Origin of the sequence: Klebsiella ornithinolytica (assembly GCF_030505655.1) — a bacterium.
GTDB lineage: Bacteria > Pseudomonadota > Gammaproteobacteria > Enterobacterales > Enterobacteriaceae > Klebsiella > Klebsiella ornithinolytica.
In genome coordinates, this window is sequence record NZ_CP130153.1 from 1,850,490 (window position 1) to 1,867,169 (window position 16,680).

A 16,680-nucleotide genomic window follows, 5' to 3' on the forward strand; every position below is an offset into this window, starting at 1 on the left:
GTCAATGGAACGCCATGCATGCACAATAGCGTTCCGGGGAAAATCAGTTTGCTTCGCGCTATATCCGTCGCTGACGACGGCGAACAGGGCGAGGGCGTTGGGTTTTCTCCACCGAGGCGATGCCGGTCAGATAATCAGCCAGGGCGGCAGGAGAAGGGTGGGTGAAGAGATCCAGCAACGTCAGGGTGGAAAATTCGTGACGCTGTAATAAAACGTGCAGTTGCACCAGATTCAGCGACGTTGCGCCCGCCTCAAAGAAGTTTTCAGCTGGGGTGACTGGCACGCCAGCCACTTCGCGGAAGGCGTCGCAAATCAGGCTGACCGTGCGTTCGTCCGCCGCACCGTGTGGCTGAGCGTGCTCAGGGCATACGCGCTGTGGGCGCTCTGCGCGTTGCCCCGCGTGCTCAGCGGGGGGTACCAGCACGGCAAGCGGCCGTTGCCAGGCGCTTTCATCCTCGGCCATTCGGTTGAGCAATGCGCAATACTGTTCAAACTGGCGTTCCACCTGGCCCGAAGGAAACAGGGCAGCGACAAAATCCCAGTTGAAGCGCAGTTCGCCTTCGGACTCATAAACCTGGTGATCGAGCCAGACCTGCGGCGTCTGGGAAATGCCCCAGACCGGCTTGAGCAGATTGCGCCGGGCAAGGAAGTTATCCTGTTCAAAGCCCAGCGCGCTGGTAAAGACGACGGGCATCGAAACGGCGGGCACGTTTTGCCGCTGTGCCAGTTGACGCATCACGCGGATTGCCGACACATCGCGGTGGCTGAGGTTTTGGCTCAGTCGCTGCTGCAGTAACTGCGCGCTGTGCAACCAGCTCTCCCCGGGATGCCAGCTCAGCAGCATCAGCGAGGTGAAATCGCCGAGGATCTGGTTGATTTGCGGGTGCAGTGGCCGTCTGTCGAAAAGCGTAAGGTTAAGCGTGAAGTCAGGCTGCGCACTCCATGCAGAGAGAACCGTTGACCATACGGACAACAGCACGGCCGATGGGGTGAGGTGTGCGTCAGCCGCCCGTTTTTTCAGACGACGCCAGCGCGCACTGTCCATTGCACCGTTCAGGCGAGCGAAGCGCGGCGCCTCAACCTCCTGAGCCAAGCAGCGCAGCGGCAACGCAGGCGCTGGCGGAATATCATCAAGTCGCGCCTGCCACCAGGCCAGAGAGTCTGCATTGGGCGACTGGAGCGAGGATTGCTGTAGATAGTCCCTGAAGGTGACGGGAAGCGGCGGAGGGAGCTGTTGCGGATAGCGATAGCCGTGTTCCAGCTCCGCCAACAGGATCTGCATGCTCAGCCCGTCCAGCAGCAGATTATCCAGACACAGCCACAAGCGGGCGGGCATCCCGTCCACAAATCCGGCCTGGAGATCGAATACCGGCCAGACTTCGGGATTGAGTACCTGATGCGCCAGTTTTTCCCGTACCCGCAACGCCTCTTCAGGCGTATGGAAGGTGTGCGTGGGTATCACCCAAGGGGGCGTCTGTGCGAGAACCTGCTGTTGACCATCACGCACAACGGCGCGCAGCATATCGTGGCGGGCGATTAATCGGTTCCAGACCGTCTCCAGCCGGGTGATGTCCAGTTCGGCAATTTCAAATTCAACAAAGAAGTGAGAGCCGACGCCGCCCAGGGCAAAGCCCGGCTGACGCCCCACCAGGTAAGCCTGCTGCACGTCGGTAAGCGCAAAGGGCTGGTAGCGTTCTTCAGGGGAGTGGACAAATTGTTGTTCGACAGGAACGTCGATTTTACGCAGCGTGGCGGCAAAATCTGCCAGCCGGGGCTGATTAAACAGGTCGCTTAATTGCGCTTCGTAACCTGCCTGACGGAGTTGCCCGGTCAGACGGGTAGCCAGCAAACTATCGCCGCCTTGTTGGAAGAAGTCGGTCTCTCTGGTGACGGGGCCCGTCGATAAGAGTTGTTGCCAGAGGGTGGCAACCTGTTTTTCAATGTCGCCCCGAGGTAAATCCGCCTCGGCCCGGTTTTCCGCTTCCGGGGTATGACGCTGCTTCAGCGCCTGATAGTCAATTTTCCCGTTAGCCGTCAGCGGTAGGGCATCTAGGAAGACAATTCGTTGCGGCACCATCCACCCCGGCAAGCGTTCGGCGAGGGCGGCCTGAAGTTTACGAGGATCGCGACGCACCTGGCTATCAGGACATTGTACGAGGAAGCGTTGTAACCCCGCGACCTCATCGCCATGCTGGCAGTTGAAGGCGGCGGCGGTAAATAATGCCGCCCAGTCTGCGCTGTTATGGAGCAAAGCCTCCGGCTGCCCATCGGTTAACAGGAGCGTGCTGAGCAGGGCAGACGGCGTTAACTGACGAAACTCCATCACGTAGAGCAGTGCGCCGGGGGCGGCAAGCTGTTGTAATGTTGCCAGGAGAGCGGGGTCTTCTGGCAACAGACGATGCAGAGCGTTGTTAAGCCAGATAATGTCCGCCGAGCGGGCGTGCGCCGCCAGCGTGTCTGCATGCCAGGGGAGCAGCCGGGCGTCGGACCAGGGAGAAAGCCTCTGCCGGGCGTTCAGCAGCATCTCCTGGCTATGCTCAAGCCCGACATACTCAATCTGTTCAGCATTAAGCTGTGTTAACAGCGATTCTGCGGCGCGGCCAGTGCGGGTTCCCACCTCAAGCAGGCGTACCGGGCGCTGTAAACGTGGCGCAAGCCGTTGGCAAATTGTCGCCAGTTCCTGAATATACCAGGCGCTGGCCGGATGGTCGAAGGCCAGATTTTCCGGCGACCACCGGGCATCGTTCAGTAATGACAGTTCGTCGCGGGTGCCGCGAAGAATTTGCGCTAAGGTGACATCATGCCCGCTGAAATGCGGGTGTTCATCCTCGCGTTCTTCATGAGCGCAGACTTGATACCCTTCAGCTACGGGCTTCAGGCGCTGTTGCGTAACGAGAAATGCTAACCAGCGCTCCACCACGGCCTGCCAGCGTGGCTGGATAGCGAGTGCGTTCATCAGGGAGAGCGGATCGGCGCCAGGGGTTTGACCCGGTTTCAGTTTTAACAGCCGATGCTGAAGGAAATCGGCGACCTGTTCGGCGGATATCTCTGGCGAGAGCGTGCAGCAGGGCAATGCGCCCGCAAGCGCGTGCCATGCCTGCGGTAGTGCCGGGTCTCGATGATGGGTAACGCAAAAATCCTCGCCTTGAGGAACAACATATGCCACCAGCGTCTTTTCTTTTTCGCCAACCGCCACCACGGTTGATTGTTTCACGCCCGTCAGCTGGCTGAGCGCGTTTTCTATTTCGCCCAGCTCGATGCGATATCCTCCGACTTTGACCTGCTTGTCACGACGACCGAGGAACTCTACTGTGCCGTCTGGCCAGTAGCAGCCGAGATCGCCGGTGCGATACCAGCGCTCGCCGGAGAGCGTCAAAAATTGCTGCTCGCTGCGCAGGGGATCGTTGAAATAGCCTTCCGCGACCCCGATGCCGCCAATCCATAATTCGCCTGACACCCAGTCAGGGCAGTCCCGGTTCTGTTCATCCACCACCCGGTAGCGTTGGTTGGTTAGAGGAAAACCGTAAGGGATGGCACGCCAGTGGTCATGGACCTGCTTAACCTCGCAGACGTTAGACCAGATCGACGCCTCGGTGGCGCCGCCCATGGCGATAAATTGTCCTTGCGGCCGGAAGGCCCGATAACGGGCGGGGAGCGCAAGACCGATCCAGTCGCCGGAAAGCATCACCGCGCGCAGATTTTCCGGCGTGGCGTCGGCGAAACCTTCACACCAGGTCAGCAGCATATCGAACAGCGCCGGGACGCTGTTCCAGAGCGTGACATGATGGCGTTGGATCAGCTCACACCATGCGTGAGGATCGCGCCGTTGATTTTCCATCACCATAACCAGCGCGCCGCCGGCGCTCAGCACGCCAAAAATGTCGTAAACCGATAAGTCAAAATGCAGGGCGGACAGCGCCAGCATCCTGTCTCCGGCGCCAACCTGATAGCGGCTGTTGATGTCGCAACAGGTGTTGAGCGCTCCCCGGTGCGAAATGACTACGCCTTTCGGCGTGCCGGTAGAACCGGAGGTGTAGATAATGTAGGCCGGTTGCGTGGAGGCGCGTGCCACCGGGTTGGCGATCGGCTTCGCCTCAATGGCCTGCTGCCAGGCAAGGACGGGTATGGCGTCTGACCAGACGCCGGCGTCGTGCTGGCAAATGAGCACCAGCCGGACGCTGGCGTCAGCGTAGATTTTCTCGCGCCGTGCGGCGGGCTGGTCCAGCGAAACCGGAACGTAAACCGCGCCGGCCAGCAGGACGGCCAGAACGGCAACAAGTTGTCCCGCGCCTTTCGACATCGTGATAGCCACATTGTCGCCGGGCTGAACCCCGCACTCAATTAACCTGCCCGCGCAACGGTGGGCGTAGTCTGTCAGCTCACGATAACTCCACTGATAACGCATGTCCGTCACCGCCAGCGCCTGCGGCTGTTGCAGAGCGATACGGAAAATGCCTTCATGCAGCAAGCCTTTGGGAATGGGGCCGTCGGTGGCGTTGGCCCGTTCGCGTATCGCGCGCTGGCTGGCGGGCATCATATCGGCGAACGGCTTTTGCCAGGCGGTTTCGTCATCGCAGAGTTGGTTAATCAGCTGGCAGTAGGCGTCGAACAACGTCTCGACTAAGGCCGGAGGGAACAGCGCGTCGTTGCTGTCCCATTGCAGCCAGACCTCGCCTTGATGCTCGAACGCCAGATGATCTATCCAGACCTGCGGCGTTTGCGAGATGCCCCATTCAGGCTCGCCCAACGGTGACTCTGCGCGACTGCTGTAGAGGGAACGCCCCAGATTGCTGGTAAATACCACCGGGGCGCCGTGGGGGTAGCGCTGCTGGCGTTTGAGTTCACGGAGCAGTTCGACGCCGGACCAGTGGCGATGCTCCCAGTCTTCAGTAAACGTCAGCTGGTTTTTCCGCGCCAGGTTGCTGACGGTATCGCCGTCGCAGGCGGTATCCAGCAAAAGAATATTGGTGAAGTCGGCAAGCATTGCGTCAACCGCCGGGTGCAGCGGCTGGCGGTCGAATAAGGTGATGTTAAGCAGCAGACGCGTCAGGCCGCCCCAGCGAGCCAGAACGGCGGAAAAACAGGTCGCCAGTGCCATTGTCGGCGTGACGCCATATTCGCCAGCCCGTTGGCTAAAGACGTGCCAACGTGTTGCCGGGACAATCATGCGGCGCCGGGTATTACGGACTTCACGTAGCGTGGCGGGCTCGCAGTCCAGCGGCAAGACAGGCGCGGGAGGAAGCGTCGGTGCTTTCGCCAGCCAGTAGGCGCGCGCTTCGTCTCTCAGCGGTTGATTAATCTTCTGCTGGTGCAGTAAATACGAGCGGAAATCATAGCCGGTGTCGATAGCCGATAGCGATTCTCCGGCCAGCAGTGCGTTGAGTTCATCGAAGAAAAGCGTAAAGCTGGAGGCATCCATAATCAACAGGTCAATATTGACATGGAGGCGGTGGCGATTGTCCGGTAAGAGCGTTAGCTGAAAATCAAACGTTTCGCCGATCTCCACGCGTAAAAGACGGTGGCTCAGGCGCTGGCGCAGCGCTTGCAGATAGGCCTCGCGGCTTTCAGCATCATTATGGCGTAAATCATGAAGGGTGACGCCGTTCCAGTAAGGTTGCGGCAACCAGACCTGCTGCCCGTCGGGGCGAAAGGCGATATGCAGCATCGGGTGGCGTTGCAGCAAGGTCGTGATGGCCTGCTCCAGCTGCGACGCCGTCAGACAATGGCCTGCAAACTCCTGATACAGGTGGCACCCCACGCCGCCAAGCGTCTGTCCCGGCATACGGCCCGTCAGGTAGGCGTGCTGTACCGGCGTCAGAGGGAAGGGGGTACTTTCAGCCATTTTCGGCCAGGCGGTTTCGTCCGGCGGTGTTTCGTCGTCCGGTTTTTCAACACTACGGCTGCGCATCAACTGGCGCCATGCGGCCAGCGTGGGGGCGGCATACAGTTCGCGAAGGGTAAGGCGATAGCCTTTTTTACGGAACCAGTGTAACCATCTCATCAACCTGATTGAATCCAGGCCTGCCTGGATCAGATTGCTCTCTTCATGTAACTGCTGCGGCGTTAAATTCAGCTCCTGCATGAGCCGCTCGCGTAATTGTTGGTAATCAGCCGTGTGGCGGTTGCCCGGTAACAGCGAATCCTGAGAGGGTGCGCCAGAAATCATTCTTCCTCCTGATGGCACGTCTTACCAAAAAGCATTGTCTACATGAGAATAATAATTATTAACAATTGAGTGCTACCCGAAACGGGTTTATTTATGCCCGTTTCGGGTTGGCGGCAGGCAGAAAGCGCAGAGGCCCGGATGGGATATCCGGGCCTCTGTCAGGGAGGAATTGATGAGGAGACAACCCCGATTACATCACGCGTTTAAAGGTCGAAGGAGTAACACCAAACTGTTTCTGGAAGGCGGCAGAGAAATGGCTGGCGTTGGCATAGCCCAGATCGGCTGCCACCGTCATGACCGAGGTATTGCCATTGGCCAGGCGTCTTCTGGCTTCCTGCATGCGTTCTGCCTGAAACAGACCATAGACGCTGTTGTTGAACAGAACGCGGAACCCCCGCTTAATTTTGAGCACGCTCAGACCGGACTCTCTGGCCAGCTCTGCGACGCCCGGTGCTTGCGTCAGGTCTGCCAGCAGCAGATCCTTCGCCCGCAGCAGTTTCTGGCGTTCCATTGGGTTGAAGTGGCAGGAGAGGCAACCGGTGTCTTCGCGATGTTCATCCAGCACCAGACTGAGCATCACCAGACTTTGTCCCTGTAGCCAAAGCGTCGATGGCTTTTGCTCATGACTGAAGCCGCTGTGCATCCGCATCAGCGCGTGACGCAAGGCTTGAGCCGTTAAGTGGGTTTCAGCATTACAACGCTGCTGCTGACAGCAGCAGTGGGAGTCGATCTTCTTCTTAATGACCGCGCTAATATCCGGCACCCACAGCGCGAGGGTTTCAGGGCTGAAGGAGAGCGTAATGCTCTCGAAGCGGCCACAATAGGAGGCGCTGCCGCGGCAGCCGGGCGTATGGGTAATGTAATGGCGATTACGCGCAAGCTCCCAGTCGGTATGGCGTCTGAGTCCCTGGATAGCAAAGTGAGATGTGCCTTCCAGAATGCACGAGAAGTTAATCCTGCCCAGATCGTCATGTAGTTGCAACGTCTCAGGCCGCGCAAAATTCCCCCTCCAGAGCAAAATATCCATCCCTTCCTGCAACGAACAGCGTAGCAGTTCACACTGGGCAGGAATATTGCCATCCTTTACGGGTTTCCCGGCTACCAACTGATGAATAGAGATTTCAGATTGCGTTTGTGGTGACTCCGTCATGACCTGGTTATCTCCCTGTGGCTTAGTCCAATGCGGGTATATACCCGTCATACTTCAAGCTGCATGTGCGTTGATTGGGTTACTCGGCTCATTCATGAGCTTTACCCTGGCGGGCCGCCGCGACACGGCATTCAACTCTGTTCCAGACAGATTTGTCCCCCCCCCCCGTCAATGATTGCTATAAATTTCTGGGATTCCCTCGCTTGCCGCCTTCCTGCAACTCGAACTATTTAGGGTAAAAATAGAACCGAATGGGGTAGATGAGTAATTGATAATGGTTATTATTCACATTAATTATCAGAACGCCACTCTGAATTGTCGTTTTTGGTGTGCGTAAAAATTCATCAGGAAATTCAGCCATTCCCATGTCATCTCAATCATCAAATACTGAATCGCTATCCCGATTTCCGCTCTGGCAGGTGATTACACCGGTTCGCCGGAAGGTTATTTTAGCGATGGCGCTGGCGGGGCTGGCGGCATTAACCAGCCTGGGAGCGCTCCTTTTTCTGGCGTGGAGTCTGCGCGACATCCGCGCGACGCCTGACGCGATTCCTGCCTGGCCGCTGAGTGGCCTGATTAGCTGCGTGGTATTGACTTTTGTCCTGCGCCTGCAGGCATTCAATATCTCTCATTACGCGGCTTTTCATCTGGAGAACATTCTGCGCAGCAGGTTAGCCCGTAAAGCATTGCAGCTTTCGCCTGGCGCGTTACAGCAAATGGGCAGCGGATCAGTGGCGAAAGTGATGCTGGATGATGTGAAGTCGTTACATATTTTTGTGGCTGACAGCACGCCGCTCTACGCCCGCGCGGTCATCATGCCGCTGGCGACTATCGTTATCTTGTTCTGGCTGGATTGGCGACTGGCTATCGCGACGCTGGGGGTACTGGCGTTTGGCTCGGTTGTTCTCGTGCTCGCCCGCCAGCGTTCGGAAGATTTGGCCCAGCGTTATCATCAGGCACGCGAGCAAGTCAGCGCGGCGGTTATTGAGTTCGTGCAGGCCATGCCCGTAGTGAGAACGTTTGACAGCGGCAGCAGCAGTTTTTTGCGCTACCAACATGCCCTTGAAGAGTGGGTTGGCGTGCTCAAAACCTGGTATCGCAAAGCCGGTTTTTCAGCACGTTTTTCATTCTCGATTCTGAATCCTCTCCCGACCTTATTTGTCCTGATCTGGTCGGGATACGGCCTGTTGCACTATGGCGGTTTCGACTTTATCGCGTGGGTGGCCGTTTTACTGCTCGGCAGCGGAATGGCCGAAGCCGTGATGCCAATGATGATGCTCAATAACCTGGTCGCGCAAACGCGTTTAAGCATTCAGCGTATTTATCAGGTTCTCGCAATGCCGGAGTTATCGCTGCCGCTATCTGACCAACAGCCGAAAGAGGCGAGTATTACCTTTGAGCAGGTGAGCTTCCATTATCCGCAAGCGCGGGCTGATGCCGCGTTGCAGGAGGTGAGCTTTCATGTACCTGCCGGGCAAATTGTGGCGCTGGTCGGGCCAAGCGGCGCCGGGAAAAGCACCGTGGCACGCTTGCTGCTGCGTTACGCCGATCCCGACAAAGGCCACATCCGTATTGGCGGCGTGGATCTTCGCGATATGCAGACGAACACCTTGATGAAGCAACTCTCTTTTGTGTTTCAGGACAACTTCCTTTTTGCCGACACAATCGCCAATAACATTCGTCTGGGCGCGCCGGATACGCCGCTGGAGGCGGTAGTCGCGGCGGCCAGGGTGGCGCAGGCCCATGAATTTATTAGCGCACTGCCAGAGGGGTACAACACGCGAGTCGGGGAACGCGGGGTATTTCTCTCCGGCGGTCAGCGACAGCGCATCACCATCGCCCGGGCGCTTTTGCAGGACCGCCCCATCCTGGTGCTCGATGAGGCGACGGCGTTTGCTGACCCGGAAAACGAAGCCGCGCTTATCAAGGCGCTGGCGGCGGCGATGCGCGGCCGGACGGTCATCATGGTCGCGCATCGCCTCTCAATGGTGACTCAGGCTGATGTGATATTGCTGTTTTCCGACGGGCGGCTCAGGGAAATGGGCAACCATGCGCAACTTCTGGAACAGTGCGGCTTGTATCAACGGCTCTGGCAACACTATCAGCAGGCGCAGCGTTGGGTACCGGGTGGCGTACAGGAAGAGGGAGTGGAAAATGGAAGACAATAATCCTGCGGATAACCTGGCCTGGCGCGTCATCTGGCGTCAGCTTATCTCCAGCGTTGGCAGCCAGGCCGGGATGCTGCGGCGCAGTATGCTGGCGCTATTGCTGGCGGCATTCATGCAGGGGATCGCCTTTGCCTGTCTTTATCCGATCATTGATGCGCTGTTACGGGGGGATGCATCGTCACTTCTCAACTGGGCAGTGGCCTTCAGCATTGCCGCGATTGTGACGCTGGCGCTACGTTGGTATGGCCTGGGCTTTGAATACCGCGGCCATCTGGCGCAGGCTACCCATGAGTTACGTCTGCGCCTGGGCGAGCAATTACGCCGCGTGCCGCTGGAGAAACTCCAGCGCGGACGGGCAGGGGAAATGAACGCTTTGCTGCTGGGCAGCGTGGATGAAAACCTTAATTATGTTATTGCGATAGCCAATATTTTATTACTCACCCTTGTTACGCCATTGACGGCGTCGCTGGCGACTTTGTGGATAGACTGGCGGCTGGGGCTGGTGATGCTACTGGTCTTCCCTCTGCTGGTGCCGTTTTATTACTGGCGCCGTCCGGCGATGCGGCGACAGATGCAGATGCTGGGGAAAGCGCATCAGCAGCTGAGCGGTGATATCGTTGAATTTGCTCAGGGGATGATGGTATTGCGTACCTGCGGTAGCGATGCCGATAAAAGCCGGGCGCTGCTGGCGCATTTCGATGCGCTGGAAAACTTACAGACCCGCACTCACCGTCAGAGCGCTGGCGCGACGATGTTGATCGCCAGCGTCGTAGAGCTGGGTCTGCAGGTGGTGGTGTTATCCGGGATCGTCTGGGTGGTGACGGGGACCCTGAACCTCGCCTTCCTGATTGCCGCCGTCGCGATGATTATGCGCTTCGCAGAACCGATGGCGATGTTTATCAGCTACACCTCGGTCGTGGAACTGATCGCCAGCGCCCTCCAGCGGATTGAGCAGTTTATGGCGATTGCGCCGCTTGCCGTCACAGAACAAAGCGAGCTGCCGGAACGTTACGATATCCGTTTTGATCATGTCAGCTATCGCTACGAAGAAGGAGACGGGCAGGCACTCAATAACGTTTCTTTGACGTTCCCCGCAGCCAGTATGAGCGCGCTGGTGGGCGCCTCTGGGGCAGGCAAAACCACGGTCACAAAACTGTTAATGCGCTACGCCGATCCGCAGCAAGGACAGATTTCTATTGGCGGCGTCGATATTCGCCGCCTGAGGCCAGAACAGCTCAATAGCCTGATTTCTGTTGTTTTCCAGGATGTCTGGCTGTTTGATGACACGCTGCTGGCGAATATCCGTATCGCGCGCCCACAGGCGACGCAGCAGGAGGTGGAGGAAGCCGCCCGCGCGGCGCAGTGCCTTGAGTTTATTTCCCGTCTTCCGCAAGGCTGGTTGACGCCAATGGGTGAGATGGGTGGGCAGTTATCGGGCGGCGAGCGCCAGCGGATTTCCATTGCCCGAGCGTTATTGAAAAATGCGCCGGTCGTCATTCTTGATGAACCGACCGCCGCGCTGGATATTGAAAGCGAACTGGCGGTGCAGAAAGCTATCGATAACCTGGTTCACAATCGGACGGTGATTATTATCGCCCACCGTTTATCAACCATCGCCGGAGCGGGAAACATCCTGGTGATGGAAGAGGGACGCGTGGTTGAGCAGGGCACTCACGCGCAATTGCTCTCCCGTCATGGACGTTATCAGGCGCTGTGGCAAGCGCAAATGGCCGCGCGCGCGTGGCGCGACGAAGGGGCTTCTGCGCCTGGAGAATGGGCTCATGAGTGACCTTCAGTCGAATGTGAAACCGCTGACGTTAACAACCGGGCGGGTGATTTTTGCTATTGCCGGCGTTTATGTGACGCAGAGTCTGGTATCGGCGCTGTCTATGCAGTCCTTACCCGCGCTGGTGCGCGCTGCCGGCGGATCGCTGGCGCTTGCTGGGGCGACAACGCTGTTTATGTTGCCCTGGGCGCTGAAGTTTATTTGGGCGCCGTGGATCGAGCGCTGGCGGCTCCCGCCCGATAGCCCGGAGCGCCGTTCCCGCATGTTAATCCTGCGTGGACAGGTCGCGTTAGCGGCGCTCCTGATGATGGCCGCTGCGATCGGCTGGTTCGGGCGAGAAGGGGGATTTCCCGATACGCAAATCGTGGCGTTATTTGTTCTGTTCATGGTGGCAGGCACGGTCGCCTCCACCATTGATATCGCCAGCGACGGTTTTTGCGTCGATCAGCTGACCCGCGCGGGTTATGGCTGGGGAAACAGCGTGCAGGTTGGCGGTAGCTATCTGGGGATGATGTGCGGTGGCGGGGTGTTCCTGATGCTGTCGGCGGCATCCGGCTGGCCTGTCGCCATGCTGATCATGGCGCTGCTGATTATGGTGTTATCACTCCCGCTGTGGCGCATTACGGAGCCGACGCGAACGGTGACGGTCCCGCATGTTCCGGCGTTAGGTTATGCGCTAAGGCGAAGACAGGCGCGTCTGGGCTTACTGCTGGTATTGATGCTGAATTCCGGTATGCGGTTTGTGCTGCCTCTTCTGGCGCCGCTGTTGTTGGATCATGGGCTGAGTATGTCAGCGCTGGGTGCGCTGTTTAGCGGCGGTAATATTGCGGCGGGCATAGCAGGAACGCTGGCCGGCGGATTACTGATGAAGTACACCTCACCCGGCAGAGCGCTGTTGACGGCTTATGGCGTCCAGGGGATCGCACTGCTGGCGGTGGTGGTGACGCTGAAGATGGCGCCGGGTCATCTGCTGCTGCCCGTTCTCCAGTGTCTGGTCATTATCCAGTCCATTTCGCTGGCCTGCGCGCTGGTCTGTCTTTATGCCACGCTGATGTCGCTTTCATCACCCTTACAGGCCGGCGTCGACTTCACCCTCTTTCAATGTACTGACGCGGCAATCGCCATTCTGGCTGGCGTTGTCGGCGGCATTGTGGCCCAACATTTTGGCTATGCGGCCTGCTTCCTGTTTGCCGGGATATTCACGTTACTGGCGGCGTGGGTTGCCCATATCCGGCTGCATTCGGCAAGCAAACTGATGACCAGCTCAATTGATTGAACCGGGAATAACACAGAGAGGTAAGGGATGAAAATCAGTGAATTTTTACACCTGGCGCTACCAGAGGAACAATGGCTGCCGACGATTTCTGGCGTCTTACGCCAGTTCGGAGATGAAGAGTGCTATGTCTACGAGCGTCAACCCTGTTGGTATTTAGGTAAAGGATGCCTGGCACGGTTGCACATTAATGCCGACGGAACGCAGGCGACATTCATTGATGATGCCGGGGAGCAAAAATGGGCGGTGGATTCCATTGTCGACTGCGCGCGTCGTTTTATGGCGCATCCGCAGGTGCAAGGGCGTCGGGTATATGGGCAGGTTGGGTTCAACTTTGCGGCGCATGCGCGGGGGATTGCCTTCGACGCCGGCGAGTGGCCGCTGCTGACATTAACCGTTCCCCGGGAAGAGCTTGTGTTTGAAAAGGGAAATGTCACCGTTTATACGGACTCCGCTGAGGGATGTCGACGTCTGTGCGAGTGGGTAAAAGAGGCCAGTACAACCACGCGAGGGGACTCCATGGCTGTGGATACCGCCCTCAATGGTGAGGTGTATAAACAACAGGTGGCGCGCGCCGTTGCGGAGATCAGCCGGGGCGAATATGTCAAAGTGATTATCTCGCGCGCCATTCCGCTGCCATCCCGGATTGATATGCCCGCCACCCTGTTATACGGGCGGCAGGCAAACACGCCCACGCGGTCGTTTATGTTCCGCCAGCAAGGACGCGAAGCGCTAGGGTTTAGCCCGGAGCTGGTGATGTCGGTAACGGGCAATAAAGTGGTCACTGAACCGCTTGCGGGCACCCGCGATCGCATGGGAAGCCCGGAGCAAAATAAGGCGAAAGAGACAGAGCTGCTGCACGACAGTAAAGAGGTGCTTGAGCATATCCTTTCTGTCAAAGAAGCGCTTGCTGAACTGGCGGTGGTTTGTCGGCCGGGCAGCGTGGTGGTTGAAGATTTAATGTCGGTCCGCAAGCGTGGCAGCGTTCAGCATCTGGGCTCTGGCGTGAGCGGTCAGCTTGCGGAAAACAAAGATGCCTGGGATGCATTTACCGTGCTGTTCCCGTCGATTACCGCCTCGGGTATCCCTAAAAATGCTGCTCTGAACGCCATTATGCGAATTGAGAAGACCCCGCGAGAGCTCTATTCCGGCGCAATCCTGCTACTGGAAGATGCGCGCTTCGATGCGGCGTTAGTCCTGCGTTCCGTATTTCAGGACAGTCAACGGTGCTGGATACAGGCGGGAGCAGGGATCATTGCCCAATCTACGCCGGAACGTGAACTGACGGAAACCCGGGAGAAATTAGCGAGCATTGCGCCCTATCTCATGGTATCGGAGTGATGGCTAAGCCGTTCCGGTCGTCCCTCCGGGACAAGGGCGGAAGAGTGGCGCCGATGGGCGATGTCATCGCGACTGGTCACCGGGCTGCTGTCGATTAATCCCTGATGGATAGCCTGGCGCTTGTTATTACCGTGGTACTGCCGTCTGCAGGAAGCCACTTCCCGCAGAACTTTTCTTCAATTCCTTTCAGTCGGTCAATGAGATGACGAGTTTTATTGGCGGTCGAACTGACCTGTCCGGATTTGACGACGCATTTTTCCGATGCTGAGGATGACATCAAAACGCAGCGGGAAAATTTTCACGCTAGCTTATTGAATCAACGCGATATAAGGATTCATAAGGATACGCCAAAGCAAAAAGCCCGCTTAAGTTTCCTTAAGCGGGCTTCTTAAATATGGCTCCTCTGACTGGACTCGAACCAGTGACATACGGATTAACAGTCCGCCGTTCTACCGACTGAACTACAGAGGAATCGTGTGAACGGGGCGCATATTAACGGCGGCGCATGACCTTGTCAAAGACAGAATCACCCGAATCTGTTTGATTGCTGACAATTTCAGCAATGGCGATGCGTTTGCGCTGTTTTCCATCAATGCGCACCGTTGTGGTGCACATATACCCCTAATGGAGCATAGCGTAATCCGCTTACCGGGCAAATAAATGCTCTGTTGCTATCAGAATCGCTTATCACGCCGCCTGGCGCGGCCTTTGCACCGTTGCGAAAAAACTGGCAAGCAAATTGCAAAACCTCTGTAACTCAATAGCCAGCGTTGGTACTGGCTTTCCTTACAGGAGGCAAAATGAACTTAAGACGACTGAAGTATTTTGTGAAAATCGTCGATATCGGCAGTCTGACTCAGGCTGCTGAAGTCTTGCACATCGCACAACCGGCGCTGAGCCAGCAGGTGGCGACCCTGGAAGGCGAACTGGACCAGCAGCTGCTGATTCGGACAAAGCGCGGCGTGACGCCGACCGAAGCCGGGAAGATTCTCTACACCCATGCGCGTACAATCCTGCGTCAGTGCGAGCAGGCGCAGCTGGCGGTGAATAACGTGGGTCATACGCTCAGCGGCCAGGTCTCGATTGGCCTTGCGCCGGGGACCGCGGCTTCTGCCATTACCATGCCGCTGCTGCAGACGGTCCGCAATGAGCTGCCTGAAGTGATGGTCTACCTGCAGGAAAGTAGCGGGACAATCCTGAACGACAAATTGCTCAGCGGCCAGCTGGATATGGCCGTGCTCTACGAGCGCTCGCCGGTCGCTGGCATCATCAGCCAGCCTTTGTTGAAAGAAGATCTTTATCTGGTGGGAACCCGCGATTGCCCGGGCCAGAGCGTCGATCTGACCGCAGTGGCGGAGATGAACCTGTTCCTGCCGCGCGATTACAGCGCAGTACGTGCGCGAGTGACGGAAGCGTTCACCCTGCGTCGTCTGTCGGCGAAAATTATCGGCGAAATCGAATCCATTACGACGCTAACCGCGGCGATTGCCAGCGGAATGGGCGTCACCGTGCTGCCTGAGTCCGCGGCGCGATCGCTGTGCGGTGCGGCAAACGGCTGGATGGCGCGGATCAGTACCCCATCGATGAGTCTGTCGTTATCGCTGAACATGTCGGCGAAGGGCAGCCTGTCGCCGCAGGCACAGGCGGTGAAAGAGATTCTGCTTTCGCTGGTGAGTCGTCCTTCGCTGGAGAATCGTGAATTGTTGTTGGTAAGTTAATCTATATTCCCGAAAGGAATAAGTTGCTGGTTTTTATTATTTGTTAGTAAGGACAACAGACTTTAACAATAGAGCATATGTTATGTCTGATAGCCCGGAGGAAAGGGTGAATTTCCAGCAACTAAAAATTATTCGTGAGGCTGCCCGTCAGGACTACAACCTGACGGAAGTCGCAAATATGCTGTATACATCGCAATCGGGCGTGAGCCGTCATATTCGTGAACTGGAAGAAGAGCTGGGGATCGAGATCTTCATCCGACGCGGTAAGCGTCTGCTGGGGATGACGGAGCCGGGTAAAGCGCTCTTATCCATTGCCGAACGCATTCTCAATGAAGCCAGCAATGTCCGCCGTCTTGCCGACCTGTTTACCAACGATGCCTCCGGCGTGCTCACGATTGCGACGACTCATACCCAGGCGCGCTACAGCCTGCCGCCGGTGATTAAAGCTTTCCGGGAGCTCTTTTCCGATGTGCGGCTGGAGCTGATTCAGGGTACCCCTCAGGAGATTGAAGCGCTATTGCATAACGGTGGCGCAGATATCGGTATCGCCAGTGAACGTCTGAGTAACGATCCGACGCTGGTGGCTTTTCCCTGGTTCCGCTGGCATCACAGCCTGCTGGTGCCGAAAGATCACCCGCTGGTGCAAACCACCCCTTTAACCCTGGAAGCTATTTCCCGCTGGCCGTTAATTACCTACCGCCAGGGCATCACCGGGCGCTCGCGTATTGATGAAGCCTTTAACCGTAAAGGGCTGATGCCGGATATTGTCCTTAGCGCACAGGACTCCGATGTCATTAAAACCTATGTTGAGCTCGGACTCGGCGTCGGGCTGGTGGCGGAACAATCGGGCGATGCCCGGGAGTCAGACACCTTCACCCGCCTGGAAACCCGGCACCTTTTCGATGCCAATACCGTCTGGTTAGGGCTTAAACGCGGGCAGCTGCAGCGTAATTACGTCTGGCGGTTTATCGAGCTGTGCAACGCCGGGCTGTCGCTGGATGAAATTAAACGCCAGGCAATGGAGCCGGAAGAAGCGGCCATTGATTATCAGATTTAAAATGCCATCGCGGTGGCGGAT

At 57.4% G+C, this 16,680-nt stretch carries 9 protein-coding genes and 1 tRNA gene; 6 read left to right on the plus strand and 4 right to left on the minus strand.

The genetic code is table 11. The features are described 5' to 3' along the window. Positions 1 to 58 precede the first annotated feature (58 nt). Both irp2 and ybtA read right to left on the minus strand, forming a co-directional pair. Positions 59 to 6,166: a yersiniabactin non-ribosomal peptide synthetase HMWP2 gene (irp2, locus tag Q1L34_RS08615; protein ID WP_327204460.1), complete on the minus strand. Its 6,108-nt coding sequence runs from the start codon at positions 6,164 to 6,166 to the stop codon at positions 59 to 61. 190 nt (positions 6,167 to 6,356) lie between these two features. Further along, a complete protein-coding gene (gene ybtA, locus Q1L34_RS08620; RefSeq protein WP_004864402.1) occupies positions 6,357 to 7,316 on the minus strand; it encodes a yersiniabactin transcriptional regulator YbtA in 960 nt (319 codons plus the stop codon). A gap of 455 nt (positions 7,317 to 7,771) precedes the next feature. Here ybtA and ybtP point away from each other — a divergent pair, with 455 nt between their 5' ends. Genes ybtP through ybtS form a run of 4 tightly spaced genes read left to right on the plus strand, consistent with a single transcriptional unit; the run spans position 7,772 to position 13,884 of the window. Further along, positions 7,772 to 9,484 (plus strand): yersiniabactin ABC transporter ATP-binding/permease protein YbtP, encoded by a 1,713-nt coding sequence (gene ybtP, locus Q1L34_RS08625; protein WP_165458774.1) that lies wholly within the window; start codon positions 7,772 to 7,774, stop codon positions 9,482 to 9,484. Further along, on the plus strand, positions 9,471 to 11,273 hold the full coding sequence (ybtQ, locus tag Q1L34_RS08630; protein WP_065906754.1) for a yersiniabactin ABC transporter ATP-binding/permease protein YbtQ: 1,803 nt from the start codon (positions 9,471 to 9,473) through the stop codon (positions 11,271 to 11,273). The genes ybtP and ybtQ overlap by 14 nt, the downstream gene beginning before the upstream one ends. Beyond that, positions 11,266 to 12,546 (plus strand): yersiniabactin-associated zinc MFS transporter YbtX, encoded by a 1,281-nt coding sequence (gene ybtX / locus Q1L34_RS08635; RefSeq protein WP_192226526.1) that lies wholly within the window; start codon positions 11,266 to 11,268, stop codon positions 12,544 to 12,546. The genes ybtQ and ybtX overlap by 8 nt, the downstream gene beginning before the upstream one ends. Before the next feature lie 27 nt (positions 12,547 to 12,573). Continuing rightward, positions 12,574 to 13,884 carry a yersiniabactin biosynthesis salicylate synthase Irp9/YbtS gene (gene ybtS, locus Q1L34_RS08640; protein WP_015583977.1) on the plus strand — a complete coding sequence of 437 codons (1,311 nt, stop codon included), beginning with the start codon at positions 12,574 to 12,576 and terminating at the stop codon, positions 13,882 to 13,884. Between the two features lie 395 nt (positions 13,885 to 14,279). Here the strand turns inward: ybtS and Q1L34_RS08650 are convergent. Together Q1L34_RS08650 and Q1L34_RS08655 are read right to left on the minus strand one after the other, a co-directional pair. Beyond that, a tRNA-Asn gene (locus Q1L34_RS08650) sits at positions 14,280 to 14,355 on the minus strand. A gap of 21 nt (positions 14,356 to 14,376) precedes the next feature. After that, complete coding sequence (locus tag Q1L34_RS08655) at positions 14,377 to 14,499, minus strand: hypothetical protein (protein WP_255555508.1); 123 nt, start codon at positions 14,497 to 14,499, stop codon at positions 14,377 to 14,379. Positions 14,500 to 14,684: 185 nt separating this feature from the next. On the opposite strand from Q1L34_RS08655, the gene nac reads away from it, so the two are divergent. After that, complete coding sequence (nac, locus tag Q1L34_RS08660; protein ID WP_004864391.1) at positions 14,685 to 15,602, plus strand: nitrogen assimilation transcriptional regulator NAC; 918 nt, start codon at positions 14,685 to 14,687, stop codon at positions 15,600 to 15,602. 106 nt (positions 15,603 to 15,708) lie between these two features. Beyond that, the gene (cbl, locus tag Q1L34_RS08665; RefSeq protein ID WP_015583978.1) at positions 15,709 to 16,659 is read left to right on the plus strand and encodes an HTH-type transcriptional regulator Cbl; all 951 of its coding nucleotides are present in this window, start codon (positions 15,709 to 15,711) and stop codon (positions 16,657 to 16,659) included. Positions 16,660 to 16,680 lie beyond the last annotated feature (21 nt).